The sequence below is a fragment of the Enterococcus salsurae genome (genome assembly GCF_054784955.1).
The window spans coordinates 196,971-221,611 of record NZ_BAAHWY010000005.1 but is presented as its reverse complement, the minus strand read 5'-3'; the positions used below and the strand labels follow the sequence as shown (position 1 = coordinate 221,611).

31 protein-coding genes are annotated in these 24,641 nt (G+C 39.1%); 29 read left to right on the top strand and 2 right to left on the bottom strand.

Features of this window, described 5'->3' with window-relative positions; genetic code table 11:
* The first annotated feature begins 145 nt into the window (after positions 1–145).
* The 5 genes from ACYVRS_RS13350 to ACYVRS_RS13330 all read left to right on the top strand — a co-directional run bounded on the left by ACYVRS_RS13350 (position 146) and on the right by ACYVRS_RS13330 (position 4,207).
* Entirely contained in the window at positions 146–703 is a 558-nt protein-coding gene (locus ACYVRS_RS13350) for a YopX family protein (protein ID WP_461203546.1), read from the top strand.
* Positions 704–784: 81 nt separating this feature from the next.
* Positions 785–973: a hypothetical protein gene (locus ACYVRS_RS13345; RefSeq protein ID WP_461203545.1), complete on the top strand. Its 189-nt coding sequence runs from the start codon at positions 785–787 to the stop codon at positions 971–973.
* A 282-nt stretch (positions 974–1,255) separates the two neighbouring features.
* Positions 1,256–1,669, top strand: a complete 414-nt coding sequence (locus tag ACYVRS_RS13340) for an ArpU family phage packaging/lysis transcriptional regulator (RefSeq protein WP_312540914.1) — start codon at positions 1,256–1,258, stop codon at positions 1,667–1,669.
* Between the two features lie 454 nt (positions 1,670–2,123).
* Entirely contained in the window at positions 2,124–2,954 is an 831-nt protein-coding gene (locus tag ACYVRS_RS13335; protein WP_461203544.1) for a terminase small subunit, read from the top strand.
* Positions 2,939–4,207 carry a PBSX family phage terminase large subunit gene (locus ACYVRS_RS13330; RefSeq protein WP_461203543.1) on the top strand — a complete coding sequence of 423 codons (1,269 nt, stop codon included), beginning with the start codon at positions 2,939–2,941 and terminating at the stop codon, positions 4,205–4,207. Before ACYVRS_RS13335 ends, ACYVRS_RS13330 begins: the two co-directional genes overlap by 16 nt.
* A 23-nt stretch (positions 4,208–4,230) precedes the next feature.
* Here the strand turns inward: ACYVRS_RS13330 and ACYVRS_RS13325 are convergent, their stop codons facing one another.
* Complete coding sequence (locus ACYVRS_RS13325) at positions 4,231–4,731, bottom strand: DUF2321 domain-containing protein (protein WP_461203542.1); 501 nt, start codon at positions 4,729–4,731, stop codon at positions 4,231–4,233.
* A 55-nt stretch (positions 4,732–4,786) separates the two neighbouring features.
* Between ACYVRS_RS13325 and ACYVRS_RS13320 the strand changes: the two genes are divergently transcribed.
* From ACYVRS_RS13320 to ACYVRS_RS13205, 24 genes are all read left to right on the top strand, one after another.
* Positions 4,787–6,286 (top strand): phage portal protein, encoded by a 1,500-nt coding sequence (locus tag ACYVRS_RS13320; RefSeq protein ID WP_461203541.1) that lies wholly within the window; start codon positions 4,787–4,789, stop codon positions 6,284–6,286.
* The gene (locus tag ACYVRS_RS13315; RefSeq protein WP_461203540.1) at positions 6,246–7,907 is read left to right on the top strand and encodes a phage head morphogenesis protein; all 1,662 of its coding nucleotides are present in this window, start codon (positions 6,246–6,248) and stop codon (positions 7,905–7,907) included. Before ACYVRS_RS13320 ends, ACYVRS_RS13315 begins: the two co-directional genes overlap by 41 nt.
* 13 nt (positions 7,908–7,920) lie before the next feature.
* Entirely contained in the window at positions 7,921–8,250 is a 330-nt protein-coding gene (locus ACYVRS_RS13310; protein ID WP_461203539.1) for a hypothetical protein, read from the top strand.
* The gene (locus ACYVRS_RS13305) at positions 8,247–8,441 is read left to right on the top strand and encodes a hypothetical protein (RefSeq protein WP_461203538.1); all 195 of its coding nucleotides are present in this window, start codon (positions 8,247–8,249) and stop codon (positions 8,439–8,441) included. The genes ACYVRS_RS13310 and ACYVRS_RS13305 overlap by 4 nt, the downstream gene beginning before the upstream one ends.
* 136 nt (positions 8,442–8,577) lie before the next feature.
* Positions 8,578–9,159: a phage scaffolding protein gene (locus ACYVRS_RS13300; RefSeq protein WP_461203537.1), complete on the top strand. Its 582-nt coding sequence runs from the start codon at positions 8,578–8,580 to the stop codon at positions 9,157–9,159.
* 19 nt (positions 9,160–9,178) lie between these two features.
* Positions 9,179–10,111, top strand: coding sequence for a hypothetical protein (locus ACYVRS_RS13295; RefSeq protein WP_016608630.1), 933 nt, complete (start codon positions 9,179–9,181; stop codon positions 10,109–10,111).
* Positions 10,111–10,407 (top strand): hypothetical protein, encoded by a 297-nt coding sequence (locus tag ACYVRS_RS13290; RefSeq protein ID WP_461203536.1) that lies wholly within the window; start codon positions 10,111–10,113, stop codon positions 10,405–10,407. Before ACYVRS_RS13295 ends, ACYVRS_RS13290 begins: the two co-directional genes overlap by 1 nt.
* 34 nt (positions 10,408–10,441) lie before the next feature.
* The gene (locus ACYVRS_RS13285; RefSeq protein WP_461203535.1) at positions 10,442–10,975 is read left to right on the top strand and encodes a hypothetical protein; all 534 of its coding nucleotides are present in this window, start codon (positions 10,442–10,444) and stop codon (positions 10,973–10,975) included.
* Positions 10,976–10,983: 8 nt separating this feature from the next.
* Positions 10,984–11,301, top strand: coding sequence for a head-tail adaptor protein (locus tag ACYVRS_RS13280; RefSeq protein WP_461203534.1), 318 nt, complete (start codon positions 10,984–10,986; stop codon positions 11,299–11,301).
* The gene (locus tag ACYVRS_RS13275; RefSeq protein ID WP_461203533.1) at positions 11,301–11,699 is read left to right on the top strand and encodes an HK97 gp10 family phage protein; all 399 of its coding nucleotides are present in this window, start codon (positions 11,301–11,303) and stop codon (positions 11,697–11,699) included. Before ACYVRS_RS13280 ends, ACYVRS_RS13275 begins: the two co-directional genes overlap by 1 nt.
* 3 nt (positions 11,700–11,702) lie before the next feature.
* Positions 11,703–12,083, top strand: a complete 381-nt coding sequence (locus ACYVRS_RS13270) for a hypothetical protein (RefSeq protein ID WP_461203532.1) — start codon at positions 11,703–11,705, stop codon at positions 12,081–12,083.
* 1 nt (position 12,084) lies between these two features.
* Entirely contained in the window at positions 12,085–12,705 is a 621-nt protein-coding gene (locus ACYVRS_RS13265; RefSeq protein WP_461203531.1) for a hypothetical protein, read from the top strand.
* A gap of 15 nt (positions 12,706–12,720) precedes the next feature.
* Complete coding sequence (locus ACYVRS_RS13260) at positions 12,721–12,945, top strand: hypothetical protein (RefSeq protein WP_461203530.1); 225 nt, start codon at positions 12,721–12,723, stop codon at positions 12,943–12,945.
* On the top strand, positions 12,942–13,484 hold the full coding sequence (locus ACYVRS_RS13255) for a hypothetical protein (protein WP_461203529.1): 543 nt from the start codon (positions 12,942–12,944) through the stop codon (positions 13,482–13,484). The genes ACYVRS_RS13260 and ACYVRS_RS13255 overlap by 4 nt, the downstream gene beginning before the upstream one ends.
* 95 nt (positions 13,485–13,579) lie before the next feature.
* The gene (locus ACYVRS_RS13250) at positions 13,580–13,801 is read left to right on the top strand and encodes a hypothetical protein (protein ID WP_461203528.1); all 222 of its coding nucleotides are present in this window, start codon (positions 13,580–13,582) and stop codon (positions 13,799–13,801) included.
* 10 nt (positions 13,802–13,811) lie between these two features.
* Positions 13,812–15,950, top strand: coding sequence for a phage tail protein (locus tag ACYVRS_RS13245; RefSeq protein ID WP_461203548.1), 2,139 nt, complete (start codon positions 13,812–13,814; stop codon positions 15,948–15,950).
* Positions 15,940–16,674, top strand: coding sequence for a phage tail protein (locus tag ACYVRS_RS13240; RefSeq protein WP_461203527.1), 735 nt, complete (start codon positions 15,940–15,942; stop codon positions 16,672–16,674). Before ACYVRS_RS13245 ends, ACYVRS_RS13240 begins: the two co-directional genes overlap by 11 nt.
* Positions 16,656–19,448: a phage tail spike protein gene (locus tag ACYVRS_RS13235; protein ID WP_461203526.1), complete on the top strand. Its 2,793-nt coding sequence runs from the start codon at positions 16,656–16,658 to the stop codon at positions 19,446–19,448. The genes ACYVRS_RS13240 and ACYVRS_RS13235 overlap by 19 nt, the downstream gene beginning before the upstream one ends.
* Positions 19,449–19,460: 12 nt before the next feature.
* Positions 19,461–21,668 carry a BppU family phage baseplate upper protein gene (locus ACYVRS_RS13230; protein ID WP_461203525.1) on the top strand — a complete coding sequence of 736 codons (2,208 nt, stop codon included), beginning with the start codon at positions 19,461–19,463 and terminating at the stop codon, positions 21,666–21,668.
* A gap of 16 nt (positions 21,669–21,684) precedes the next feature.
* Positions 21,685–21,900, top strand: coding sequence for a hypothetical protein (locus ACYVRS_RS13225; RefSeq protein ID WP_461203524.1), 216 nt, complete (start codon positions 21,685–21,687; stop codon positions 21,898–21,900).
* Between the two features lie 70 nt (positions 21,901–21,970).
* Positions 21,971–22,264, top strand: coding sequence for a hypothetical protein (locus ACYVRS_RS13220; RefSeq protein ID WP_461203523.1), 294 nt, complete (start codon positions 21,971–21,973; stop codon positions 22,262–22,264).
* Between the two features lies 1 nt (position 22,265).
* A complete protein-coding gene (locus ACYVRS_RS13215) occupies positions 22,266–22,511 on the top strand; it encodes a phage holin (RefSeq protein WP_461203522.1) in 246 nt (81 codons plus the stop codon).
* A 44-nt stretch (positions 22,512–22,555) separates the two neighbouring features.
* Positions 22,556–22,807: a DUF5960 family protein gene (locus ACYVRS_RS13210; protein WP_461203521.1), complete on the top strand. Its 252-nt coding sequence runs from the start codon at positions 22,556–22,558 to the stop codon at positions 22,805–22,807.
* A gap of 2 nt (positions 22,808–22,809) precedes the next feature.
* On the top strand, positions 22,810–23,775 hold the full coding sequence (locus tag ACYVRS_RS13205) for an N-acetylmuramoyl-L-alanine amidase (protein WP_461203520.1): 966 nt from the start codon (positions 22,810–22,812) through the stop codon (positions 23,773–23,775).
* 171 nt (positions 23,776–23,946) lie between these two features.
* On the opposite strand, the gene ACYVRS_RS13200 is transcribed toward ACYVRS_RS13205, so the two are convergent.
* Positions 23,947–24,564: a hypothetical protein gene (locus tag ACYVRS_RS13200; protein WP_461203519.1), complete on the bottom strand. Its 618-nt coding sequence runs from the start codon at positions 24,562–24,564 to the stop codon at positions 23,947–23,949.
* Between the last annotated feature and the right edge of the window lie 77 nt (positions 24,565–24,641).

The following is a 24,641-nucleotide window of genomic DNA, read 5'->3' as shown; positions in this document are numbered from 1 at the left end:
TGGGTGGAATTATCCTGATGAACTTGACACAGAAAATCTTAGTTACCTTTTTAGCAACGTTCTAGAAAATGCTAGAGCTTTGGAACAGGAGGAAGAGTGACTGATAATTCCGCAATCGTCAGCGATAGCGAACAGGAGGGATAAAATGATACCAAAATTTAGAGGTAAAAGAAAAGACAATGGAGAGTGGGTTGTAGGAGTTCCGATTCCAAATAGCTTTTGCGACGTGGTCCACATGATTCCTATTCTTTTGACAGACAAAGTAGCCTATCCGCCAGAACGACTACATGAATATTTAATTGAAATAGTGCCTGAGACACTTGGGAAATCCACTGGTTTGAAAGGGTATATGTCAGATTCACACGAAGACGATGAAGAAAAGGACGTTTATAGAGGTGACATCATTGATATCTTTTGGGAAGAGTGGCCAATGGGCTATTACCAAGAAAATCATATGATCGGTGTGGTTGATAAAGACGAAACAGGAACAGCATGGATTATCAAAGATGCCAAGTATGATTTCGATACTCCCAAACCTATACCTAGTGAAATTGATGGTATTTCTGTTTCCATGAGTTTACCTGATGCGGAAGATTTAGAAGAAATATTTTTGCACAATTTTAACTTAACATCTAGCGATATAACTATTTTAGGCAACATCTACGATAACCCAGAACTATTGGAGCAAGCCAATGAAAGTTGATTATTCTATCATCATAATACTGTTGCTGATGATCGCTGGTCTAAGTTGGCTATCCTATACGATAACTGAAAGGGGCAAACAATGAAGAATGTCTATAAAGTTATTTTGATCATATTTGTTTTTCTGGTAGTTGCAACATTCTCCTACACGATTAAAAATCAACAGAACAAGATTGCTAAACTGGAATCAGAACTGCAACTGCTGGAAACTAAGTACAAGATTATTATCAATGACCCGTTAGCAAGAGACGCCATGGAAGCAGGAGGATAACTATGACAATTGCAGTGTTAGTGTTTTTAGGATTCGTTTTACTAATGGTGGGGAGTGTCGTGATCGGCAAGGCTACCGATAAAAAGGAGCAGAGTTATGGAAGAAGCAATCATTTGGAACAAGATGGCTTTGATCATCGAAGTGATCGTCACAGAGCAGTTAAAAGAGATTGAAAAAAACGCAAAATAAAAAGCATTAAGCAATCGCCCAATGCCCCCCAAAATAATGATTTTGTCCCCGCCAAGGTAAATTCATTATACCAAATAAAGGGGCGATTGAGCAATGTTGCTATTAAGAGAAGTAGATTTTCGAAGAACTAGGCAGAACGCAAGAAACATTTTGAAAAATTATCGACGTTGGGAACGGATTGCTGGTCGTTCAAAGATAGATGTCCGTTCCCCAATTATTACTGACATGCCTAAAACACCTAGTAACGGCAATAAGTCAGAAGATGCAATTATTCAAATGATGGACGCAGAGGCGGAAAGAGACGCTATCGTATTGGCACTAATGAGATTGAGTCTAGACAGCCGTCAAGTTTTGTATTATTCATTTTGTACTGTTGATCGCTACACTAATGTTTGGATCGCAGATAAGATGGGATATGCTGTAAGGACCATCGAAGATTACAAAGCTACTGCGTTGATAGAGTTTGCAGAAGCCTATCGAAAAGGTAAATTAGTAGAATATTGCTGAATCGCCGTGGTTTTTATGTGGATTACATGCGGTTTATCATCGGTTTTATGTATTAAAATATATTATCAATCATTGTAAATATCAGGGCGCACTCCTTTATGATTGTTGGCAGATTTCTCCTTTCTGAAAATTCATTACACAGCGCCCTGTTTTTAATTAAGACGGCAACCAAAAAATTAAAATAGAACGGAGTTGAGTTCACTCCTCTCTTCATTCGCTACGCCGTCTTTTTATTATGTTGCTGTGCCAGACCGGGGAAATGGAGAGGCTATGCATAAGATGTGTACGACTCGTAAGTGAGGTTCAAGTCCTCACCAGTGACTTTGGGGAGTTGTCTGTTAGATTACTCACACAATCTTTGATACTTCCTACTAAGTAAAGATGAAAAAGAAAGCGGTCCTAATGTGGGCCGTTTTTTTGCTGTTAAAAACATTATGAAGGCGGTGGCGTTGATGTGCAAAAATGGGAGTTAGCATACATAGATTATCAAAAAGGCATGAAGTACAAAGACATAGCCGCCAAGTATGAGGTATCTATCAATACAGTTAAGTCTTGGAAGTCTAGAAAGTGGAATGCACCTCCTGAAAAAAAGGTTGCAACCAAGAAAGGAAAGGTTGCACACAAAAAAGAGGTGCAACCAGTAATAGACAATGACGATCTAACAGAGCAACAAAAGTTGTTCTGTCTTTATTACTTACAAAGCTTCAATGCCACCAAGGCTTATCAACAAGCCAATCAATGTGCCTATAATACCGCTAGGACAGAAGGAAGTAGAGCCCTTGCAAATCCTAACATAAAAAAGGAATTGTATCGACTTAAAGCAGAATTGCAACAAGATACTTTTGTCGGTATTAAAGATCTGATTCATGAGTATGTAAAGCAAGCATTTGCGGACATTACTGACTTTACTGAGTTTGGCAATGAAGTTAAGGTCGAAACAGAGTTGAACGAAGATTTTGAACCAGTTCCTGTTTTAGATCCTGAAACAGGTGAACCAATTACTTACTTAACCTCATTTGTGGCTTTAAAAAACTCCAATGAAGTTGATGGCACACTCATTCAAGAAGTCAAAAAAGGCAAAGACGGAGTTTCTGTCAAACTCTATGACAAGCAAAAAGCAATGTCAGAACTCATGAAATATCTTGGCGGTGATCGATTGCGAGAAGCGCAGATTGCAGCGGCTATTGCTAAGAATAAGGATGGCAGTGAAGAGTTTGATATGGAAGATGATGGGTTCTTGGAAGCTTTGGAATCTGAAGGTGAAGAACTATGGCCAGAAGAGTAAAACAGGCAGTATTTAAGTTCAAACCTTTCAGCAAAAAACAGAAGATGATTCTTACTTGGTGGACCAAGAAGTCTGCTGTCAAAGATAAAGATGGAATCATAGCCGATGGCGCTATTCGTTCAGGCAAAACTATTTCAATGTGTTTATCTTATGTCATGTGGGCTATGTCAACATTTGACAGCAAAAACCTTGGAATGGCTGGTAAAACTATCGGATCATTTAGAAGGAACGTGCTTTTTTGGCTAAAGCTAATGCTTCTATCGAGAGGTTATCGTTACAAAGACCATCGTGCTGACAATATGTTAGAAGTCACAAAAAAAGGTAAGACCAATTACTTCTATATTTTCGGTGGTAAGGATGAACGATCGCAAGACTTAATTCAAGGTATTACATTAGCTGGCATGTTCTTTGATGAAGTAGCGCTTATGCCAGAATCATTTGTAAACCAAGCGACTGGGCGTTGTTCCGAGAAAGGTTCCAAGTTTTGGTTTAACTGCAACCCAGATGGTCCATATCACTGGTTCAAAATCAATTGGATCGATAAGCTAAAAGAAAAGAACCTAGTATATCTCCATTTTACCATGGATGACAACCTTAGTTTGGATGAAACAATTAAGCAAAGATATCGGAATATGTATTCTGGTGTATTTTACCAACGATATATTTTAGGTCTTTGGACGGTCGCTGAAGGCATTATTTACGATATGTTTGATCAAGCGAAGCATGTATATCAAAAAATTTTTGATCTTGCGACTGGTGAAACCTATGTCAGTGTTGACTATGGTACGCAAAATGCCACCGTCTTTCTAATGTGGCAAAAAAGCAAAGATGGAAAATGGGTATGTGTCAGAGAATACTACTATTCTGGTAGAGATAAGAAGAAACAAAAAACTGATAGTGAGTTTGCTGCCGATTTAGTTGAGTTTCTTGGTGGCATAAAGCCAAAAGCAATCATCATTGACCCATCAGCAGCTTCCTTTATTGCTGAACTAAGAAAATATGGATACTTCATCAGAAAAGCCAATAACGATGTGCTTGACGGTATAAGATTCGTTGGGTCTCTTTTGAATGAAGATAAAATAGCTTTCGCACCGAATTGTATTAACACTCTGAAAGAGTTTAGTGCCTATATTTGGGATGTGAAGGCTGTCAATCGTGGGGAAGATAAACCTACCAAGCAAAATGACCATGCTATGGATGCTGTTAGGTATTTTTGTTATACGGTACTCAAACCAGATGGATGGTTGTACTAAAAAAGCCTTCAAATAGAAGACTTTTAGGGGAACAACATTTTTTTTGCCGTTTCAGAGACAACATCAACTAAGAGTTCTTTTAAACCATCTTTCACTATGGATCCTGTTCCGCTTAATATCTGTTTGAATTTAACTGCAGCAACCTTTGTTCTGGGGGTGTCTACAAGTAAATCAGGTATGGACTTTTCGACACTTGCTATTTGCTTGTTGGAAAGGGAGCTATCTAGATTTAACAGCTCGATTGTGCTATCCATAATTGATACAGTCCATGGATAAGGCTCTCCGCAATGCCTGCAAAAATTTGGAACAGATGGATTTATTTCAATCGGTAACATATCGCTTTCGAATATTTCTCCGTCAATAGGTTTATTGCATTTTTGGCAGGTACAAATTATTCGTTTTCCACAATCTTCACAATACTGATTAGGCTTTGGGTCACTATCTCGATCGCTATCAGACCATATTTGATGGCCGTTCATGCAAACTTCTTGAGTGTAATAAATTAGATTATCCTCATGTCTCACATTTTCACCTCACCTTCTATAAGTGATTATATCAAAAGAAAGGAGTGATTCTTCATTGGATCCGAAATATTTTTTATCTCAGGAACCCAAGACGTTAGCATCTGCAGTGCAACAAGCAGTGAATTCAGATCGTACAGCAAGCTATAAGCGAAAAATGCGTAAGGGTGTCGATTATTACCAATACAAACATGATATTTTACACTTCCGATTGTTCTATATGGACAATGAAGGCAAGGTACATGAGGAAACATCAAGAAGCAACATCAAAATACCACATGGCTATTTGACAGAGCTAATTGATCAAAAGGTCCAATACTTGTTGTCAAATCCTGTTGAAATCAAGACAGAACAAAAAGGGCTACAGGAATTACTTGACCAATACATTGACGAGGACTTTCAGTTGATGCTGCAAGAATTGGTCGAAGGTGGCAGCCAAAAGGGTTATGAATTCGTTTATACGAAGTTAGGTGAGGATCGCTTGTCGTTTCAAGTGGCTGATAGCCTAAAAGTAATCGAAATCTATGATGCAGATTACAATTTGATTGCTATTATCCGCTACTATGATACCGACATCTATCAAGATGGCAAGACGATGCGTGTCACTCGTTCGGAGTTGTGGGATAGTGAGAAAGTCTGGTACTTCATTAGCGAAGGCGGCTATTTACAAAGCTTTAAGCTTGATCCTAAGGTGGAAGTCAATCCTTTGTACCATGACACAAGATTGAACCCAGAAACCAAAGAAGCATACGGACGATCAATTGGGAATGCGCTTGGCGTTGCTGATTTTATTCCCTTTCTACGATATGACAACAATAAATACCAAACTACTGATTTAGATCCGATTAAACCACTGATTGATGACTATGATTTAATGGCTTGTGCATTGTCCAATAATTTACAGGACTTTGATCAGCCATTTTTTGCAGTAAAAGGTTTCAATGGTGACGGCTATGAACAATTGATCAACAACCTACGATCGCGCGGAGCCGTTGGTGTCGGAGATAATGGTGGTCTTGATGTCCATACTGTCAACATCCCCGTTGATGCTCGTAAAGCCAAATTGACGGTTGATAAAGAGGGTATCTACAAGTTTGGCATGGGATTTGATTCGTCACAGGTCGGTGATGGCAATGTGACAAATGTGGTTATCCAGTCCAGATACACCTTGTTAGACCTAAAGTGTAATAAAGCAGAGATCCGCTTGCGAAAGATCATCAAACAAATGCTCGAATTGATCGTTGCGGATATCAATCAGCGCCATAATACTGCATATGATACATCTGATTTGGAAATCATAATCACTCGTGACACAATGATCGATGAAACAGAAGTTGAGGAACGTGAGAAGACCAAAGCAGAGCGCAAACAGATCGAAATTGACAACATTTTGAATGCTGCAGTCCGTTTGGACGATGAAACAGTACTCAAATACATCTGCGAAGTCTTTGATCTTGATTATGAAGAGATCAAGAAGCTGATGGATGAACAAGACTATGAAGAGGATGTGGTTCCTGATGTCGAAGTACCAGAAGGAAATAGAATCACTACTCAATAAGTCCGAATCAAATATCAGCAAAGAGTTGCAAGCCTTATATAAAGATTTGGCCAACGAAGTGACAAAGGAAATCATTGAACTGAATGATCAGATTGAAAAAGATGATAAATTCAGTAAAAAGCTGCAAAAGGAGCGCCTTGAGTCGATTCGTAGTCAAATGTATGCCAAAGCTAACCAACTCGAAGGAAACCAGCAACGTAGTATGTATGATTTTTTGACGCATGATGCCGGGACTGCTTATAACGAACTCTTTTATGAATTCGAAATGACCGAGGAAATACCTCTTTCCTTTTCCATGCTAACAGAAAAGCAAATCACTACCATAATCAATACACCAGTTGCGGGCAGGAAGCTTTCTGCTCGTTTAAAGGGTAATTCATCAAAGATGAAGAAAAACCTCAACAGAGTGCTTGTAAGGGGCTTTGGTAAAGGGTGGTCAACTCAAAAAATGGCTGCCCAGATTGCTGAAATTGGTGGGGCCAATTATCGAAGAGCCATGAATATCGTACGAACAGAATCAGGGCGTGTCACAAGTGTTACTCGTCAGCAGTCACAACAGCATGCCAAAGATCTTGGTATCAAGGCGCAAAAGAAATGGATATCAACATTAGATGGTGATACCAGGAACACGCACAGACAACTTGATGGCCAGATTCGAGATATCGATGATTATTTTGAGATTGCTGGCATGAAAACTTTGCAACCGCATATGTTTGGTGTGGCGAGCGAGGACTGCAACTGTCGGTGCCGTACAATCAATGTGATCAAAGGATATGAACCGAAACTGCGACGTGACAATGCAACTGGTGAAGTTTCTGAATACAAGAATTATCAGGAGTGGGCAGATAGAAAAGAAAGCGTTCAGCAACCAAATACTAAGCAAGCCAAAGTTTTCGGAAAAACAAACATGGAAGAAATGGTCGGAAGTGAGAATTATTCATCATTCTTGGAGAGCTTCGATGCAATCCCTGACGAACGTGTAAAAACACTGCTCCTCGAATTGGGAGATCAATTATCCTTCAACGCATTATCTAACGATAAAAGCTACAGACAAGGCAATACTATTCAGTTGTCTGAAAAAGCGTTTAAAGGTAGTCACGATAATAAGCCTATGCAAACTGTCTATCACGAATTGGGGCATTTTATTGATAGTACGAGTGTTGAAATATTAGATAGTGACTTTGATAATATCTCAGCGATTCCAGGTTACAAGATCAAAAAGGCAATCAAGGACGATTTATTAGATCTGTTCAATAGTGATCTAGAGGCTGCGAATGGAAAAAATCATCAGAAGGTGAAAAACCCGAAAAAATTAACTATTTTCCAACAAAGCGACATCGTTCGCAAATATAAGAAGCTCGCAGAAGAAAATCCATTTATGTATTCTTCTTTATCAGACATGATGGAGTCTACTGGCGCATTCATAGAAGGTCCATTAGGATCTGGCCATGGTTTGAAATACTGGAAAACTTCTGGCAAACAAGAAACAGAATTTTTTGCCCACATGTTTGAAACTGTGGCTAATGAAGATTCGAGAAAAATGATGTATGAGCTTTTTCCAACGGCTTCACAGAAATGGGACCAGATGCTAGATGATATCATTAAAAAATTGAAAAAATAAAGGAGGAACAGACATGAATGACTTCCATGAAGCGGTTTTAACCTTGAAAGTACCAACATGCCTTGCTGGTGCGTACAAAAAAGCAATTGAAGATGAAAATAGTCGATATTCTGTAAAGAATGAACTGAAAGATTCAAATGGTAAGGTCACGCTGACGGAAATTAAACCTGTCTGGAATGGCAACCATGTGAGTGTGGAAATTGTCGAATCTTTACAGGAACAAGAATCGACTTTGAAAATTGCTATGATCAGCCACACGTTGCCTAACCTGCAGCAATCGGTCAAATGGTATGAAACCAATGGGGCTACAGTAGTATCTAAGAGTTGGGAGGAAGTAAAATGACCGGAGTAAAAGCAGATACTATAGGCAAAAAGCAATCGCTAATTATTAGCGGCACGCCTATGATAGTAAGCCAAGCATTGGAACCAACCATTATCATTGGGAAATACAAAGTAGATATGCAAACACTAGAAAAACTGATTGAGTTTGCTCAAAGCGGTAAACTAGACAAAATTATGTCATCTGAAGACTAGGGACCTGATCATTTATTAGGCCTTTTTATTTTGTCCTAAACATGACGTTAAAAGGTTTATCCGGCAGATATGCCGTCAAAAATATCAACCCACAGTGTCGTTGCACTGTACAAAAAAGCGTAAGGGAGCAATAGAAATGAACAGAGAGCAATTAAGAGTATTAGGTTTAACTGAGGAACAGGTTGATGCTGTTGTGGCGGATCATGCACGAGTTGTCCAAGGAGTTCAAACACGACTGACTGCAGCAGAAAATCGTGCGACTGAACTCGAAGGACAATTAGATGCAGCGGTGAATAGTGAAGAAATTCAAAATTTGACACAGCGTGCAGAGCAAGCAGAAAGCCGCGTTTCAGAACTTGAGGGGCAAGCCAACCAACGTACTATTGACGATTTAGTAAATGCGGCTTTAACAGAAGCAGGCGTTACAGATCTAGAATATGCGCGTTTTAAATTGGGAGAAGTTAGCCTTTCGGAGGACGGTAAGTCGATTGAGGACTTGGATAATAAAGTGAAAGATTTGAAAGCACAAATTCCCACCTATTTTCAAGGTACGGATGATAACCAAGATCCGAATAACAATCAACAAAATAATAACCCGAATCCGTTAGACAATTTCCAACGAATCAATCCAAACCCTGGCAATGGTAAGCAGTCTGACCCTGATCCAACACAAGCAATGGTAGATGCATTCACCTCAGATTTACCACAAAACAAATAAAAGAAAGAAGGAAAAATAAATGGCAGCAATTATTAACTACGCAACAGCGTATCAAACAGCGTTACAAACACGTTACTCGCAAAATGGACTGTTGTATTCTCAACGTCTTTGGAATTCACCATCGAATGGATTAATCAAGTTCACTGGTGCTAAAACGATCAAATTACCTAAATTATTGATTTTATCTGGTCGTAAGGACCGTACACGTAGAACAATCACAGGAATTGATGCGAACTACGAAAACCAATGGGAAGAGTACACGTTGCAAAATGAGCGTTATTGGTCAACTTTGGTGGATCCATCAGATATTGATGAGACGAACTATGTAACGTCAATTGCCAATATCACCAAAACTTATAATGACGTTGAAAAGATTCCTGAAATGGATAAACAAATGTTTTCAAGTTTATTCGCTCGCAAACAAGCGATTGACGGAGCAAATTCGTTTACTGAGTTAGAATTAACTACCTCAAATGTTTTAGATACCTTCGATGACTTAATGCTGAAGATGGACGATGCAGAAGTGCCTACTGAAGGCCGCGTCCTTTATGTAACGCCTACAATCAAAAAAGTTTTGAAACAGGCAGAAGGTATTTCGCGTTCATTATCAGTTCAAAACAATAACCAAACTATCGATCGTCGTGTTTCACGTTTGGATGAAGTGGAAATCTTGCCAGTACCTTCTGGACGCTTCAAAACGTTGTATGACTTTACTGATGGGGCAAAAGATATCACTGGTTCTCAACAAATCCAAATGATGTTGATCCATATTCCATGTATGGCGGCACCTCAAAAATATGACTTTGTTGCCTTGGATGAGCCTTCTGCTAAGACTTCTGGGAACTATTTATACTATGAACAATCGTATGATGACGTTTTAGTATTCGAACAAAAATCAGCTGGTCTTGAATTTGTAATTGAACCTGCAGCTGAAGCAGGGGGTGGAGAATAATGCAAGTTAAAAAGGAAAATCGGGTACTGACTATCTCCGAACAAGAAAAGGACTATTATTTGAAACAAGGTTACGATGTAGTCGAAGTTAAAAAAGGGAAGTTTGATGTAGTAGAACCTGCTACTGGCGGCCGGACGTATTCAATTGCTGAGTACAATGCTGTAGTGAAGGAAAGTGACGATTCAAAAGAACAAATCGCCAAACTGGAAGCTGAAAACAAAGCATTGAAAAAGCAGGTCAAAGAATCAAAAAAAGATGCAACTGATGCTGCTGCAAAAAAAGAGGATGGCAAATAGGCTGTCCTCTTTCCTTTAGAGAGGAGACAGACTTATGATCATATCCTTGGAAGATGCAAAGAAGATTTATCCTGATACGACTCAAGAGGATCTAGATGGTATCGAAAAATCAATTCGAATGCTGACTAATAATCCTTTTCAAAATCGGAAGGTCCGTTTTAAACAAATACGATTCGAAAATGAAACGACGATTACCGTTTTGGGTGATATTCAAGGTCTTAGGGCAGAAGATACTATTCAAGTTTCAGGCAGTAAGTGGAACGATGGTTTGTATGTTGTGGATGCGATCGATGGGCAACTTATAAATCTAGAAGGAAACCCTAGATTATTCACTGGGACAGATCCAGATGCTTTTTTAACCAAGATCGAGTATCCGGCAGATATATTGTCAGGGGTTAGAAAACTCTTGACCTATGATGCTAAAATGCGCGATAAAGTTGGATTGAAATCCAAGACTGTTTCTCGAATGTCTGAGACTTACTATGATCAGAACAGCGGTGAGTCAGTCAATGGCTATCCAGCTACTTTAATGTCTTTCATTAACAAATACAAGCTATTGAAATGGTAGGTGGTTCGATGTTTCCCTTTGAAATCAGACGTGAACAGGAAACTGGTGAAAAAGATGAATTGAATCAGCCTATCGTTGAATGGCAAACGGTACACGAGATTTTAGGTTGGTTGGATATGATCACAGGCTCTGATGAACAAACCTACCAAAATAGCCTTCTGGCCACGTCTAGCCATATATTTTTAACAGAAGACACAAGCTTTGAAATATTATCTACCGATCGCATTCTTAACCCAAGATCAGGCATTGAATACGAAATAACCTATGTCGATGATGTGATGGAATTATCTGATCACCTTGAGATTTATTGTAAGAGGTGGGCTTAATGAAATTTCTTGATCACTCTGACGAAGCCAAAGAAGTTTTAAAGGAAGCAACGATTCAATGGCTTTTTCAAACTTGCATGTTAGTTGAGGGGCAAGCCGTTGCATTAGCAGCAGTCCATACAGCTAGACTAAGAAATTCCATTGATTATGTTGTTGATGAGGCGGAATTGATTGGTTATGTAGGAACAAACGTTGAATATGCCATATATGTAGAAATGGGAACGGGTGAATTTGCTGAAAATGGAATGGGACGTAAAGGTGGTTGGGTCTATCAGGATCCAAGTGGGGAATGGTTCTTCACTTGGGGACAAGAACCCCAACCCTATTTACGACCATCATTTCGTAAAAACAAATCACAAATAGAAGCGTTAGCAAAAGAAATATTTGGAGGAATTTAGCTGATGAGCCAACGTATTGATGTAATCAACTATTTAACGGGGCTTTTCAGTGAGATTGTCCCCGAAACGCACTATCTAAAGAACAAAAATAAAACTGTTGTGTATCCTTATCAAACCTTTTCTCTGACTGGTGAGCCGACTCACTTTGCAGGACAAGGATTCTTTATTGATGTTGATCTGTTTGATAACAACAAGAGCGACGTAGCAATCGAAAAAGCACTGTCAGCAATGATGGAATCATTTAACAATGAGCCTTTCTATCAAGTGACAGATAAGTTTTTGGTTCAGATACAGTATGACGCGGACAATGATGTGCCGACTGGATCAGACACTTTGCAACGTCGGAATATAAGGCTTTACGCCAAATTTGATTGGAGGATTTAGAATGGCAATTACTAGCGATACTTTACCTAAAAGTGGCTATACTGCTGATACACCCAAGCGCTACCTTTTAAATGCAGGTGCGTTAGTTCGGAATTTAACCTGGGATGCTACGGCTAAAAAGTGGACATATGATCTACTTGGAGCAACAAGCGGTGGATCTAAGTTGTCTTTAAAGAACAATTTACGCCAAGTGGAAGTTGATGGTGTATTTACCACACCAGTAGGCGGTGACATGATTGAGTCAAGCGAAGGGACCTTTGAAGTGAATGTCATTGAACACACTCGTGACAACGTCAAGATGGCCCTTTTTGCTGATGTAGAAGAATCGGATGATGAGAAATATCCAGCCGGATATGATGTGATCACGCCTAAACAGAAAATCGAAGAGTCAGATTACATTGAAAATCTTGGCTATATCGGCACAATTAGCGGATCAGACAAGCCGGTTATTATCATCATGGATTTTGCTATCTGCACGTCTGGATTGGAATTTGAAGTGAAAGACAAAGCAGAAGCGATTTATCCGCTGACATTTGCTGCTCGTACGCCAATGGAGGATGTGACTACTACCTCTTTACCAGTCAAGATCCTAATGCCCAAAGAGCCTGAATTAGAGCCGTAGAAAGGATGAGTACATTTGAAATATAAAGTAATTTATCCATTTATTGAAAAAGGCGTTAAATATTGGTCAGGTGATATTTACACCAATAAAGACAAAAAACGAATCAAAGAACTATCCACTGATAACAACAAACTGAAAAAAGTGCTAATTGAGCCAATCGAAACCGATAAGGTTAAAAAAGAAACTGCCAAAACAACCAAAAAAGTAGACGGTGCCCCAGAGGAGGAAAAAGCTAAATGAGTGAAACCAATGATCAATTAACCATAGACCAGATTGAAGCTGCAAAAAAAGCTGCTGAGATCAAAGCAGCTGAAAAGAACAATAAAATTAAAGAACGGTTGTTGGGGTATTCCATGCGTGAACTCGAAGCCAATGATTTGTTCAAAGTGATCGAAATTGTTCAAATTTTGAATGTCACTGAATTAGTGACTGACTTCCTAAAACAAAAAGATGCTGCCAAAATCCAAACTCAAAAAGCGCAAGGTTTGGCACTGGTAGCTAGCAAAAAATCTGAGGGTGAGCAAGAATCGCTTGCAGAACAAGTGAAAGCTATCCAATCAGATATCTCAGCTCAAAGCTTTGATTTAGTAGCTAAGGCAGCAAAATTCATCATGAGTCATTCTAGTGAAATCAAAGCTGAACTAAATGGCCTTTTAGCAGATTTGACTGGGAAAACACCTGAAGAAATCGGAAAAACAAATATTGTTACTTACGGATTGCTGGTGAAGGATTTTTTCTTAAAGCCGGAATTACGAGAAGCGTTAGAATTGCTCTTTTAATTCAAAATCACGGCGGCATGCACAAGTTTAGGGACACGTTATTCAAAAGATATAACGATGTCTCTTTTTTGTTGTCCACGATCAAGTGGAAAGACTTGCCCGAATTTCTATCCGTGCTATTCGATGGTGAATTTGATGATCAACTGTGGCAAATCTATCTATCTAATCCGTTTCGTACTGATTCATTTGGTGATTTTAAACAAAAAATCATTGAAAGTGCTAGACCAAAAGAGCAGGTAGAAACAGAGGCTCAAAAAGCCGCTAAAAATGCATTAGCAATGTTAGAAGACATGGGAGGTGATGGCTTTGGCGTTTAATGTCTTTGAAATGTTTGGGACCATTGATGCTGATAACCAAAAAGCAAATGATGCCATTGACGAAACAACAGGCAAAGCCGAAAAATCAACCTCCATGTTCAGTAAAATTGGCGGCGGTCTGAAAGTAATCGGTACTGGTATGGCGGTTGCAGCTGGTGTAGCAGGAGCGGCTGCAGTCGGCCTAAGTCAAAAAGTCATATCCGCTTACGCTGATTACGAACAGCTTGTAGGTGGGGTAGATACGCTGTTTGGTGATGCATCTAAAAAGGTGCAACAATTCGCTGATGATGCATTTCTAACAGCTGGTCTATCAGCAAATGAGTACATGGAGACCGTCACAGGCTTTAGTGCTAGTTTGCTTCAATCGCTAGGTGGAGACACCTCAAAAGCGGCAGACGTGGCGAATCAAGCTGTAACCGATATGTCTGATAACGCCAATAAAATGGGTTCAGACATCGGTAGTATCCAAAATGCTTACCAAGGGTTTGCTAAACAAAACTATACAATGCTAGATAACCTTAAGCTGGGATACGGCGGTACTCAAGAGGAAATGAAACGTCTCCTAGCTGATGCTGAAAAAATTTCGGGTATAAAGTACGACATTTCCAGTTTTGCTGATGTAACAGAAGCTATCCATGTCATGCAGACGGAAATGGGGATCACAGGTACTACTGCATTGGAAGCTACAGAAACTATAAGTGGATCTATCGCAGGAATGAGTTCAGCATGGCAAAATCTCCTAGCTGGAATGGGGAATGCAGATGCTGACGTAGGTAAACTGGTTGATAATCTGGTTGAACAGTTTGGACACGTGGTTAAAAACATAACTCCTGTTTTAGGTACCATTGTATCTGCCTTACCACCACTGTTAAATGGCTTGTTAACTGCGATTGCTGACTTATTGCCAACTTTACTATCGGCGGTTACCGATCTTTTTAATCAAGTCTTGCAAACGTTACTAACTCTTCTGCCAGGACTGATTCCGGTGGTGGTTGATACGCTATTGAGTCTTGTACAGACGATTGTTGATAACCTACCACTGTTTATAGATGTGGCCATGCAGATTATTACGGCTTTGGTTGCAGGTATCGCACAAGCTTTGCCAACATTAATACCGGCAGCAGTTCAAGTGTTAATTACAATTGTGCAAGGATTGATCAATAACTTACCTATGCTGTTGGATGCGGCATTGCAATTGATTGTAGGTTTAGCACAAGGACTGATTACAGCGCTACCTATGCTGATTCAAGCGTTACCGACTATTATCAATAGTTTGGTAAGTTTCTTCATTGGATCCATTCCGATGATCATTGAAGCGGGTATACAACTGTTGGTTGCTTTGGTAGAGGCATTGCCAACAATTATCCAAGCAATCGTTAAAGCTATACCTCAAATCATCACTTCTGTGATTTCAGCACTCAGCGATGCAACCCCAGAATTAATTAAAGCGGGTGTTACCTTATTTATCGCGTTGGTTGAGAACTTGCCGCAAATCATTATTGCTATCTTAGCAGCAGTGCCGCAAATCATGGTAGCTCTTATTGATGGTTTCTTAAGCTATATTTCCGAATTAGGAGAGGTAGGTTGGAAACTTATCACAGGATTCATCGATGAGTTCACCTCTGTCGATTGGGGCGACGTTGGCATGAATATCATCAAAGGTATCGGCCAAGGGATCAGCAATGCTGCTGGTGGTCTATGGGAAGCTGCAAAAGGCGTATTTGGTGGATTCAAAGATAATGTACTTGGTTTCTTTGATATTCATTCACCGTCTGGATGGGGGCGTGATGCAGTAGGTAAATTCATTCCGCAAGGTATTGCGGAAGGTATCGAAGAAGATGCCTACACAATGCAGGATGCATTAACCGCTGCAGCAAATAAACTTACTTTTGATACTAGTAACTTAGGTGCAAATGTAGATTTAAACCAAATTAATCCAAATGCGATAAATCCAGAAGCAATCACAGATGACTTAGCAAACGGAAACGGAAACAAAAAATCAGGGGATATTTTTAATATCACTTTACAAGCCTTGGGCGAGTTAACAGATTTACAGCTGATGGACATGGCTAAGAAACTTGTCACATTTATCAAGGAATTAAAGGATAGAGAAGATGCACCGATGGGAGGCGTTTTTAGTGGGACTTAAACCAGGTCAATTTAAAATTAATGGTTTGGACAGTGAGGAGTTCAATGCTTACTTGCGTTCAAGACCACAGCGCCTTTCAGCGGGGCGTGTCATAGAATTGAAACCAAGACCCGGCAATGATTCGGTTGTAGTAGATTTCGCCTATTACAAAAATGTTGAATGGAAAATCCAATGTACTGCAAAAGCGGAAAGTTTGGATCATGTACCACATTTAGAAGACCGGATAAGATCTTGGTTGGATATGTCTAATTACTCTGATTTTACGTACAGCTTTGATGCACATTATATTTATCAAGCGGTTGTGGTAAGCCCGCCGGTGTTCAGCGGAACACACAAGGATGCTGAATGGGTACCATTTGAGTTCACAATCAGCCTACGGCCATTTAAGCAATCAAGAACAGGCCTTAGATGGTTGAGCAACGAGAAAAAGATACACAATATTGAAAAGTATCCTGCGAAACCTAAAATACAAGTTTTAGGTTCGGGGGATATCTCTTTTTGGATCAATGAGAAAAAATTTGAGTTAACCAATATTGGCAATGAAATAATCATCGATTCTTCATTAGAGGAATCATATCGCATTGTTGATGGAATACTTGAAAGTCAAGATAACAAGACCAAGTTTATTGATTTCCCGATTTTACCTGAAGGTCTTACAACTATAAGGTGGCAAGGAAATGTCACAGAATTTAGACTAATGCCAAGGTGGTGGACAAAAGTTTGAAACCTAGAATTTATGAACCAACTGAAAAAGACTTTAGTCATAACGGCCTAGGGATCATGATAGATACCACTCGATGTGATGTGACAGAACAAGCGAATGGCAAATATGAGGTCGAGATTGAACATCCTTTAATCAGCCGATTTTCGAATTATTTTGAGAATGGCTACCAAATTAAAGCCAAGCCGAACGATCAAGAGGAATATCATATCTTTGAAATCAAGAATACTTACAAGGATACAATCGGTAATACTATTTTGATTTATGGACAGTCGCGAACATATAAACTTGGAAATCGGGAAGTGCAGCATGTGGCTATTGACTCAAAAAATGGTACTGAAGCAATGGCCGCCATTGAAAATGGGATGGACGAGCCAAGTGATGTGAAACTATTTTCTGATATCCAAACTACTTCTAGCACTGTTTTTGAAGCTCGTAACGTGCTAAGTTGCATTGCCGGTGAACAAGGAAGTATGTTGCAATATTGGGGCGGAGAAATCAAACGGGAACCGTTCAAGCTATCTCTGCTGAGAAGAAGAGGCCGCGATAATGTCGGTACTGTTCGCTATGGTAAAGATTTAATTGGGCTAAAGGTTAAATTTGATTGGTCCAGTATTGTTACCAAAGTGTTGCCATATGCTGATTTGCAAAATAGCGATGATGGAACGACAAAGCGTATTTACGGAAACGCGGTTTTATCTGATTTGGCAACTAATTATCCTGATGTCTATTCCAAGCATATTCAATTCACCGAAGAGCAGGGAGTAAAAGATTTAGCAAGTCTTAATCGAGTTGCTGCCAATTATTTTAAATCAATAAATTCCGGATCCGATAAGCCAAAAATCAGTATTGAGTTAGAGGTAGAAAAACTAACTGATTCCGAAGAGGCAAAAGAGTTTGCCAAAATCCGGAATTATGGATTGTTTGACACTTTTTCTGTTTATCACAAGCTTTATGATATCCATATCGAAACCAAAATTAACAGTGTTGTGTATGATTCTTTGACCGAAAAGAACAAGAAAATCTATGCCGGTGATGCTCAAATGGCATTTTACACCAAGCAAAGCTATGAATTGCAAGAGACCATCAAAACTTTGACTAAGAAGGGGTATATGTCTGAATTTGTGGACTACGTAACCAATTTGATTAATGGTGTTGAAGGTGGCAGTGTTTTGCAATATCCAAAAAACAAACCCCATACAACTTACTATATGGATACAGATTCACGGGATACCGCTAAGGATGTAATTGCGATCAACAATCAAGGTTTAGGCTTTTCTAGAACAGGTTGGCTTGGTCCTTTTGTTAATGCATGGGGAATTGACGGTACCTTGAACGCAGACTTTATTCGTGCTGGGAAAATACAAACAGATATTATGGAAATCTCCTTTAATGGCTTAGGTGACTTGCTACGTATGGTTTCCGGAACTTTGCAACTTTGGAATGATGATCTAAAAATTATGGAACTTACCAAAAAAGGTCTGCAATTCTGGAGTGGTGAAAAATCGCTTGGTACTATCGGAACCGCCGGCGAACCATTTCCGGACTTAGTGGATCAAGATGGTCCTGTTTCGATGGACGGGAAAGCTTTGATGATTCGCGGTGATGCAGATAATGATTATATTGCACTATCCGCAAAAACTGGCACAGGTATCATTTTGGGCAATGGCAAAGGATTGTATTTGATTGATGATAACATTCGTATTATCGGAGACATAACGTTGTCAGGCAACTTGGATGTTCGTGGAGATTTAAAAATAAATGGGCAGCAAGTGTATCCTGGTGGTTCGGGTGGTGGTGTTGGTCCTAGTGGATCAACATACGATCCAATCAATATCGGCAGCAATATCACAGGAAATGCGAATATTGTTGCGTGGCTTGAAAAGTATACTAAATTCTATGGTATTTCAGATTATATCGGTTTAGCTTATGCCTTAATCATGGTTGAAAACCCTGGCACCAATGGTTCAGACGATATTATGCAATCTTCTGAGTCTGCAGGACTGGCGCCAAATACGTTGAGTGGTGAGGCTTCTGTAAAACAAGGATGTAAACATTTGGCTGAACAAATCAAAAATGGGCAAGATCAAAACGTGGATATCTGGGGCGTAATGCAAGGTTACAACTTCGGTAGTGCTTATATACCGTGGTTAGCAAACAGAGGCGGTAAAAACACTACTGACCTTGCTGAAGTATATTCTCGTGATGTAGTTGCGCCTTCTTTAGGCAATACAACTGGTGCCACTTACTCATATGTCAATGCAGTCTCGCAAGCTGACGGACGTACTTACTTGTACCTAAACGGTGGTAACTTTCACTACGCAGCAATGATTCGTCAGTATGTGCAAGTAAACGAAAGTACCGGCTATGTAGTACCAATCAGTAAGCCAGTAACTGTCACAAGTGAATTTGGTTATAGAACACACCCCATTTCAGGTGAATATACTTTGCATAATGGTATTGATCTGGTTAACGGAAATGCTACAACTCCTATTTATGCTTCAGCTGCTGGTGAAGTTGTCATTTCTGGAAGCTATCCAGATTGGTATGGGAATTATGTGGTTATTAAACACAGTGATGGATTGTATACTGGCTACGCACATTTAAGTCAATTAAGCGTTAGCCAGGATGAGACAGTAAATCAGGGTCAAAAAATCGGCAACATGGGGACTACAGGCCCTAGCACTGGCCCGCATTTGCATTTCCAATTTTTTACAAATGGGCCTTGGCCAAGTTCGGATGATTTTATCAATCCGCGCGAACATATTGATTTTTAGGAGTGATGAAATTTGGTAGTAAAATATCCAGTTACACTATCAGTAACCGAGTCTAATAACGTTGGCTTAATTAAAGTTCGTCAAGCAGATGACGAATCACAAATTTTAGAGGTGACAACAACAGAAAACGGTGTAATCAAGTCTTTTAATGGCCTAACACCATTCTTTTGTTTAATGGCACGAGAAATCACAGGTCAAGGAGTATCTGAAGAACCCGTAAAAGTTTTTGATGCAGCTAGCGGGACTTTGAAATACACTTTATCTGCAAATGCTATGCAGATGGTTGGTAGAAACGAAGCCTATTTTAGCTTCAGAAAAGAATCTTCAAGCGGAAGATGGGTAGAGCAATTTTCCACAAAATCGTTCTTCTATACTGTAGAAAAATCTATATATACACAACATTTCAAAGATTCTAATTATTGGTTTACTTTTAATGAACTTTACCAAAAATTCTTAAACTATCAAGAAAATGGGAAAACATCTTGGGAAGATTTCGTTAATCAAAACAAAGAAATTATAGAATCTATAGATCCGAACGGTGAGTTTTTAGTTAAACTCAATGAGAAGATAAATAGTACCAACGGCGTAATAAATAACGCTTCTGACAGAAATGTTAATCTTTCTGAAAATCTGATAAATAGTAATAATGTATTATCAACGAGTGGATGGAATGGTAATTTTCAAAATGGATTTGTCCATGTAAGCGGAAATGAATCACCACTATCCATTGCAGTTCCCAACTTAGTTGCAGGAGAATCTTATGTCGTTTCTTTTACTGCTACTGATTTAGGTACGAGCGATCCCGAAAGTGATTACTACGTGACTTTAGGCGGATCAATTAAATACAAAACCTATATTGGACAATCTGATTCTAATGATTTTGTCCATGGAATTAATACTTTAAACGGTAATGATCCATTAACAATCACACCTCGATCAGGATGGACAGGTTCTATAAAAAATATAAATGTTAAAAAAATCAATCAATTCGCAAAAGCAACATTATCAATTAAATCATCAGAAAATGAATTGATAAATGAGTTTAGAAATGACAATGACGGGAGTAATATTTTCTGGGGATTAGGTGCTGGGAAGAAGAATGTCAGTGGGTATCAAAATACAGCGTACGGACACGAATCACAAGCAAACCTAATGTCTGGGTTTTGGAATACATCAGTAGGATATCGAGCACTCAATAAAGCCACGAATGCAAGTCGAAATGTAGCGTTAGGATTTATTGCTTTAGAGAACTTAATTAGTGGTGACAGAAATATTGCAATCGGGCCATTTTCCCAACAAAGAAACGAAACTGGAAGCGGGAACGTTACATTAGGTGCCGATTCCGGGTGGTACATCAAAGACGGCAACAACAATATTGCGTTGGGTACAGTAGCGCTTGGCTCTAACACATCACCTGAAAATGTGATCGCATTAGGCGAAAGCGTAATGGCTCATTCGCAAGGCGGGACACATGTCTTTGCAGCTGGGAAATACGCTTTGGCATATAACCGAGGAGATTATAATATTGCAATCGGTTATTTAGCACAAAATGCAAACACTACCGGAAGTAACAATACATCTTTTGGAACACAATCTATGTATAGAAACGTTGATGGTAGTAGCAATGTCGCGTTGGGTAGGAGAGCTCTATATGGCAGCGAGCATGGAAACAACAATGTAGCACTAGGGGATAATGCTTTGGGAGAAGGGACTGGCGGTAGTGATAATGTTGCAATTGGGAGGGAATCATTACTCAAAAGTCTTTCAAGCAATAACGTAGCAATTGGTATGCAAGCTCAAAGAATGGCTACTACAGGGACAGAAAACGTTGCGGTTGGTAATCAAGCATTGAGAAATAATGTTGCAGGGGTTCGAAACGTCGCGACAGGTACAGCATCTTTGATGAATGCTACAAGCTCAAAAAACAGTGCGTATGGATTTTATGCAGGTAATGAACTGACAACGGGCGAAGAGAATACGCTGCTAGGTTACTTTGCTGGTGGCGGATTAAAAACAGGTTCTCGAAATATCTTAATTGGCTCTAATACGTCATTAGGTGCTAATACTGATGATTACATCAATATCGGTAACACGATTTACGGCTACAGAGATACTAAAATCACGCAATTGGTTAGATTATTATTGCCAGATTTACCAAAGACTAGACCATCTAAAACAGGCGAAGTTTGGAATGACGGTGGGACGCTGAAAATAGCATAATGTAGGAGGAAAACAAATGAAATACACATTAAACGACAACGAAATGAACTATATCTTAGATTTGCTGGCTGAACGACCTTATAAAGAAACGGCTCCTTTGATAGTGAATATCCAAAATCAGTATGATGAACAAACAAGACTAAATCAAGAGAAACAAATGCAAAAAGAATCTGAATACTTGGAGATTGTGGAAAAAGCTAAAAAGTACGATGACTTAAAAAAAAGCGAATAAAGAAGTAGCGGCGGACAATCATCATCGGTTGTCTGCTTTTTTATGGCATATTTTAGAAAGAAGGCGACGTATGTTAAATGTAGGGGAACTTGCAACATGGGCGGGATGGATAATGACAATCATAGGTATGCTGGCTTTCGTGATCAGACCTGTGATGTCTAATTTCACAAAAATCGCAGACAATTTGACAAAGCTTGCGCATAATCTTGATTTACTAACCAGAGATTTAGAAGCAAGTAAATCAGATCGTGTTGCAATTCATGATGAATTAAAGCGACATGATGAGCGTTTGGATAAGCACAACGATCGCTTGATTGAACATGGCGAACAATTAAAGTCTTTATGGAAAGAAAGAGGGAAGTAATATGAAACTAACAAACAAACAGTATGATTTAGCAAAAAAAGTTTTAACCGTTGGGGTGCCAGGTATCACGGCGTTTATCGTAACTCTAGGTGGTTTATATGGATTTTCAACAGAAATCATTGTTGGGACGATCACGGCTGCAGCGACTTTAGCCGGTGTGTTCTTGAATATAGCTAGTTCTCAATATCAAGATGATCAGAAACCCAATTACGGTGATGGCCAAGAATATACAGACAAGAAGGAGTAGCCAATCGGCTGCTCTTTTTTAATACAAAAATTGGAGGGATAAACATGAGAAACAAAGCAAAATTTATCGAAGACTTTGAAGCAGTAGCGAAACCAGAAATTATCGAGGCTGTAGATCCAGTACAAGATGCTGCACACACAATGAATCAATTAGGCGAATCAGAATATCACCTTACTGGCAATTTTACAAAAGACGGCCAAGACAAGACTTTCAAATTTGAAGTTAAGAAGCGTGAAAAAACGGATGATTCTTCTGAAGAAATTGATGATTATTTTTACATCGGAAAGGGGGAGTAAACATGGTCAAATATAATAATTCAACCTCTCATAGAGGACATAATGCTATTGTGCCGGGAGCAAGTGGTTGTGGATTAAAAGAGCATGAAGTGGCACAAAAAATCCATGATAAGTTTCGTGCAGCTACTAAGGCTGTAGATGCAACAGACAATGTTGGACGAACTGCTAACGATAACTTGTACAATATTGTTCGAAAGATGAATGCTGTTGGCAAGTCTTTCCACGTCAGTCACCATTTGAACGCCTTTAACGGTACTGCAAATGGGTTTGAAGTTTGGTATTACGCTGGCAATGAAGAAGCACGCAAATTGGCGCAAGCTATCTGTGATGCAGTATGTGCGGTTACTGGATGGGTCAATCGTGGAGCAAAAGCTACAACATCATTGTATGTCATTCGGGCATCAACAGGCGCTGCGGTATTAATTGAGTGGGGCTTTGTCGATAGTCAAAAAGATATGGACATTATGGCCAAGAAAATGGATGCTGCAGTCAATGCTGCATTGAAAGTGTTCGGATATTCTGCAAATTCATCTAGCAACAACAATACATCCACAAGCAAGCCAGCTGCTTCAACAAGTTTTAAAGTGGGAGACAAGGTGAAAATCATTGATGCGCTATACAAGGATAGTACAGGCGCTGGTCGGTCGACTGCTAGTCGTGGTAAAACTGGCACAATTAAGCGAGTTGTGAGTGGCAAAAAACCGTATTTGATCGATAGCCTTGGCTGGGCCCACAAGAACGATATTCAACTGACTACCAGCTCAACTACAACTGCTAAAAAAGTAGGGGATACAGTAACAGTGCAAAGTCATTCCACTCAATACCAGACCGGCCAAAACATTCCATCGTGGGTTAAAGGCAAGAAGTATAAAATCAAACGGATTAAATCTGTTAATCAATCTAAATCTAAAAAAGCATACTTGTTGGACGGAATCAATTCATGGTTCTTGGAACAAGATGTCAAGTAACATTGAACAACAATAAGCTTCCATGGTAAACAAATAGCCCGTTTCGGCGGGCTTATACATAAGGAGATGTTATGGTGAAAACTTTTTTTGAACGAATTCTAGATCTTCCGGAATTAAAATTGCTCCTTGATTATTGGTATGTTTGGATACCTCTCCTAATAGTATTATTAATTATGTCAAAATATAATAAGAGAAATTGATACCGACTTCAGAGATGGAATATTTATAATTTTGTGCTCCACCACCACCAATCATTATGGACTGCAAATGTTTATTAACTAAGCCTAAATCACTCAATCTACTTAAAGATCCCGTTACTAATATTTGGTCAACACCGTCCATTACCGGTATTCCAACAGTGTTTTTATTTCGAAATAAAAGGATTAATACACTAAGTTCAAGCGAAGTTAATTCTGCAAGAATATTTACAAAGAGCTCATCCATATCTAAAGAAGGTTTTGTCGAATTCAGCAGTAAATTTTTATAAGAGTTAACAAAAAATTCAATTTTATTTGTTGATTTAGATTTTTCTATTTCATCGTGAATAGTCTCAATAATGCCTATTAACTGATCGCTATTTTCTTCACCAAGAATGAAAGAGTTTAATTGAGAAACCTTATTATTAAGTTCGATATAGAAATTTTCAATTCTCTTGAATCTTTTTTCGTTTTGAGCCCCAAAATAGAGCGTTTGCAAGGGACCGCCAACGTATGGGATAGCACCTATGCTAGCTTCTACTACTAAATTGATGTAATCTTTAGGAGACAAATTTTCTTGATTTTCTTCCATAATAAATATCCTCATTTCTAAATATTATTTTGGCAATATTATATTACATCAGCAATGCGAACAGAAAGAGAACGAAG

Bases quoted from the DNA above. Each gene is read 5' to 3' on its own strand.
- ACYVRS_RS13350 (WP_461203546.1), top strand. From the start codon at position 146: ATGATACCAAAATTTAGAGGTAAAAGAAAAGACAATGGAGAGTGGGTT.
- ACYVRS_RS13345 (WP_461203545.1), top strand. From the start codon at position 785: ATGAAGAATGTCTATAAAGTTATTTTGATCATATTTGTTTTTCTGGTA.
- ACYVRS_RS13340 (WP_312540914.1), top strand. From the start codon at position 1,256: ATGTTGCTATTAAGAGAAGTAGATTTTCGAAGAACTAGGCAGAACGCA.
- ACYVRS_RS13330 (WP_461203543.1), top strand. From the start codon at position 2,939: ATGGCCAGAAGAGTAAAACAGGCAGTATTTAAGTTCAAACCTTTCAGC.
- ACYVRS_RS13315 (WP_461203540.1), top strand. From the start codon at position 6,246: ATGTCGAAGTACCAGAAGGAAATAGAATCACTACTCAATAAGTCCGAA.
- ACYVRS_RS13310 (WP_461203539.1), top strand. From the start codon at position 7,921: ATGAATGACTTCCATGAAGCGGTTTTAACCTTGAAAGTACCAACATGC.
- ACYVRS_RS13305 (WP_461203538.1), top strand. From the start codon at position 8,247: ATGACCGGAGTAAAAGCAGATACTATAGGCAAAAAGCAATCGCTAATT.
- ACYVRS_RS13300 (WP_461203537.1), top strand. From the start codon at position 8,578: ATGAACAGAGAGCAATTAAGAGTATTAGGTTTAACTGAGGAACAGGTT.
- ACYVRS_RS13295 (WP_016608630.1), top strand. From the start codon at position 9,179: ATGGCAGCAATTATTAACTACGCAACAGCGTATCAAACAGCGTTACAA.
- ACYVRS_RS13290 (WP_461203536.1), top strand. From the start codon at position 10,111: ATGCAAGTTAAAAAGGAAAATCGGGTACTGACTATCTCCGAACAAGAA.
- ACYVRS_RS13285 (WP_461203535.1), top strand. From the start codon at position 10,442: ATGATCATATCCTTGGAAGATGCAAAGAAGATTTATCCTGATACGACT.
- ACYVRS_RS13280 (WP_461203534.1), top strand. From the start codon at position 10,984: ATGTTTCCCTTTGAAATCAGACGTGAACAGGAAACTGGTGAAAAAGAT.
- ACYVRS_RS13275 (WP_461203533.1), top strand. From the start codon at position 11,301: ATGAAATTTCTTGATCACTCTGACGAAGCCAAAGAAGTTTTAAAGGAA.
- ACYVRS_RS13270 (WP_461203532.1), top strand. From the start codon at position 11,703: ATGAGCCAACGTATTGATGTAATCAACTATTTAACGGGGCTTTTCAGT.
- ACYVRS_RS13265 (WP_461203531.1), top strand. From the start codon at position 12,085: ATGGCAATTACTAGCGATACTTTACCTAAAAGTGGCTATACTGCTGAT.
- ACYVRS_RS13255 (WP_461203529.1), top strand. From the start codon at position 12,942: ATGAGTGAAACCAATGATCAATTAACCATAGACCAGATTGAAGCTGCA.
- ACYVRS_RS13245 (WP_461203548.1), top strand. From the start codon at position 13,812: ATGTTTGGGACCATTGATGCTGATAACCAAAAAGCAAATGATGCCATT.
- ACYVRS_RS13225 (WP_461203524.1), top strand. From the start codon at position 21,685: ATGAAATACACATTAAACGACAACGAAATGAACTATATCTTAGATTTG.
- ACYVRS_RS13220 (WP_461203523.1), top strand. From the start codon at position 21,971: ATGTTAAATGTAGGGGAACTTGCAACATGGGCGGGATGGATAATGACA.
- ACYVRS_RS13215 (WP_461203522.1), top strand. From the start codon at position 22,266: ATGAAACTAACAAACAAACAGTATGATTTAGCAAAAAAAGTTTTAACC.
- ACYVRS_RS13210 (WP_461203521.1), top strand. From the start codon at position 22,556: ATGAGAAACAAAGCAAAATTTATCGAAGACTTTGAAGCAGTAGCGAAA.
- ACYVRS_RS13205 (WP_461203520.1), top strand. From the start codon at position 22,810: ATGGTCAAATATAATAATTCAACCTCTCATAGAGGACATAATGCTATT.
- ACYVRS_RS13200 (WP_461203519.1), bottom strand. From the start codon at position 24,564: ATGGAAGAAAATCAAGAAAATTTGTCTCCTAAAGATTACATCAATTTA.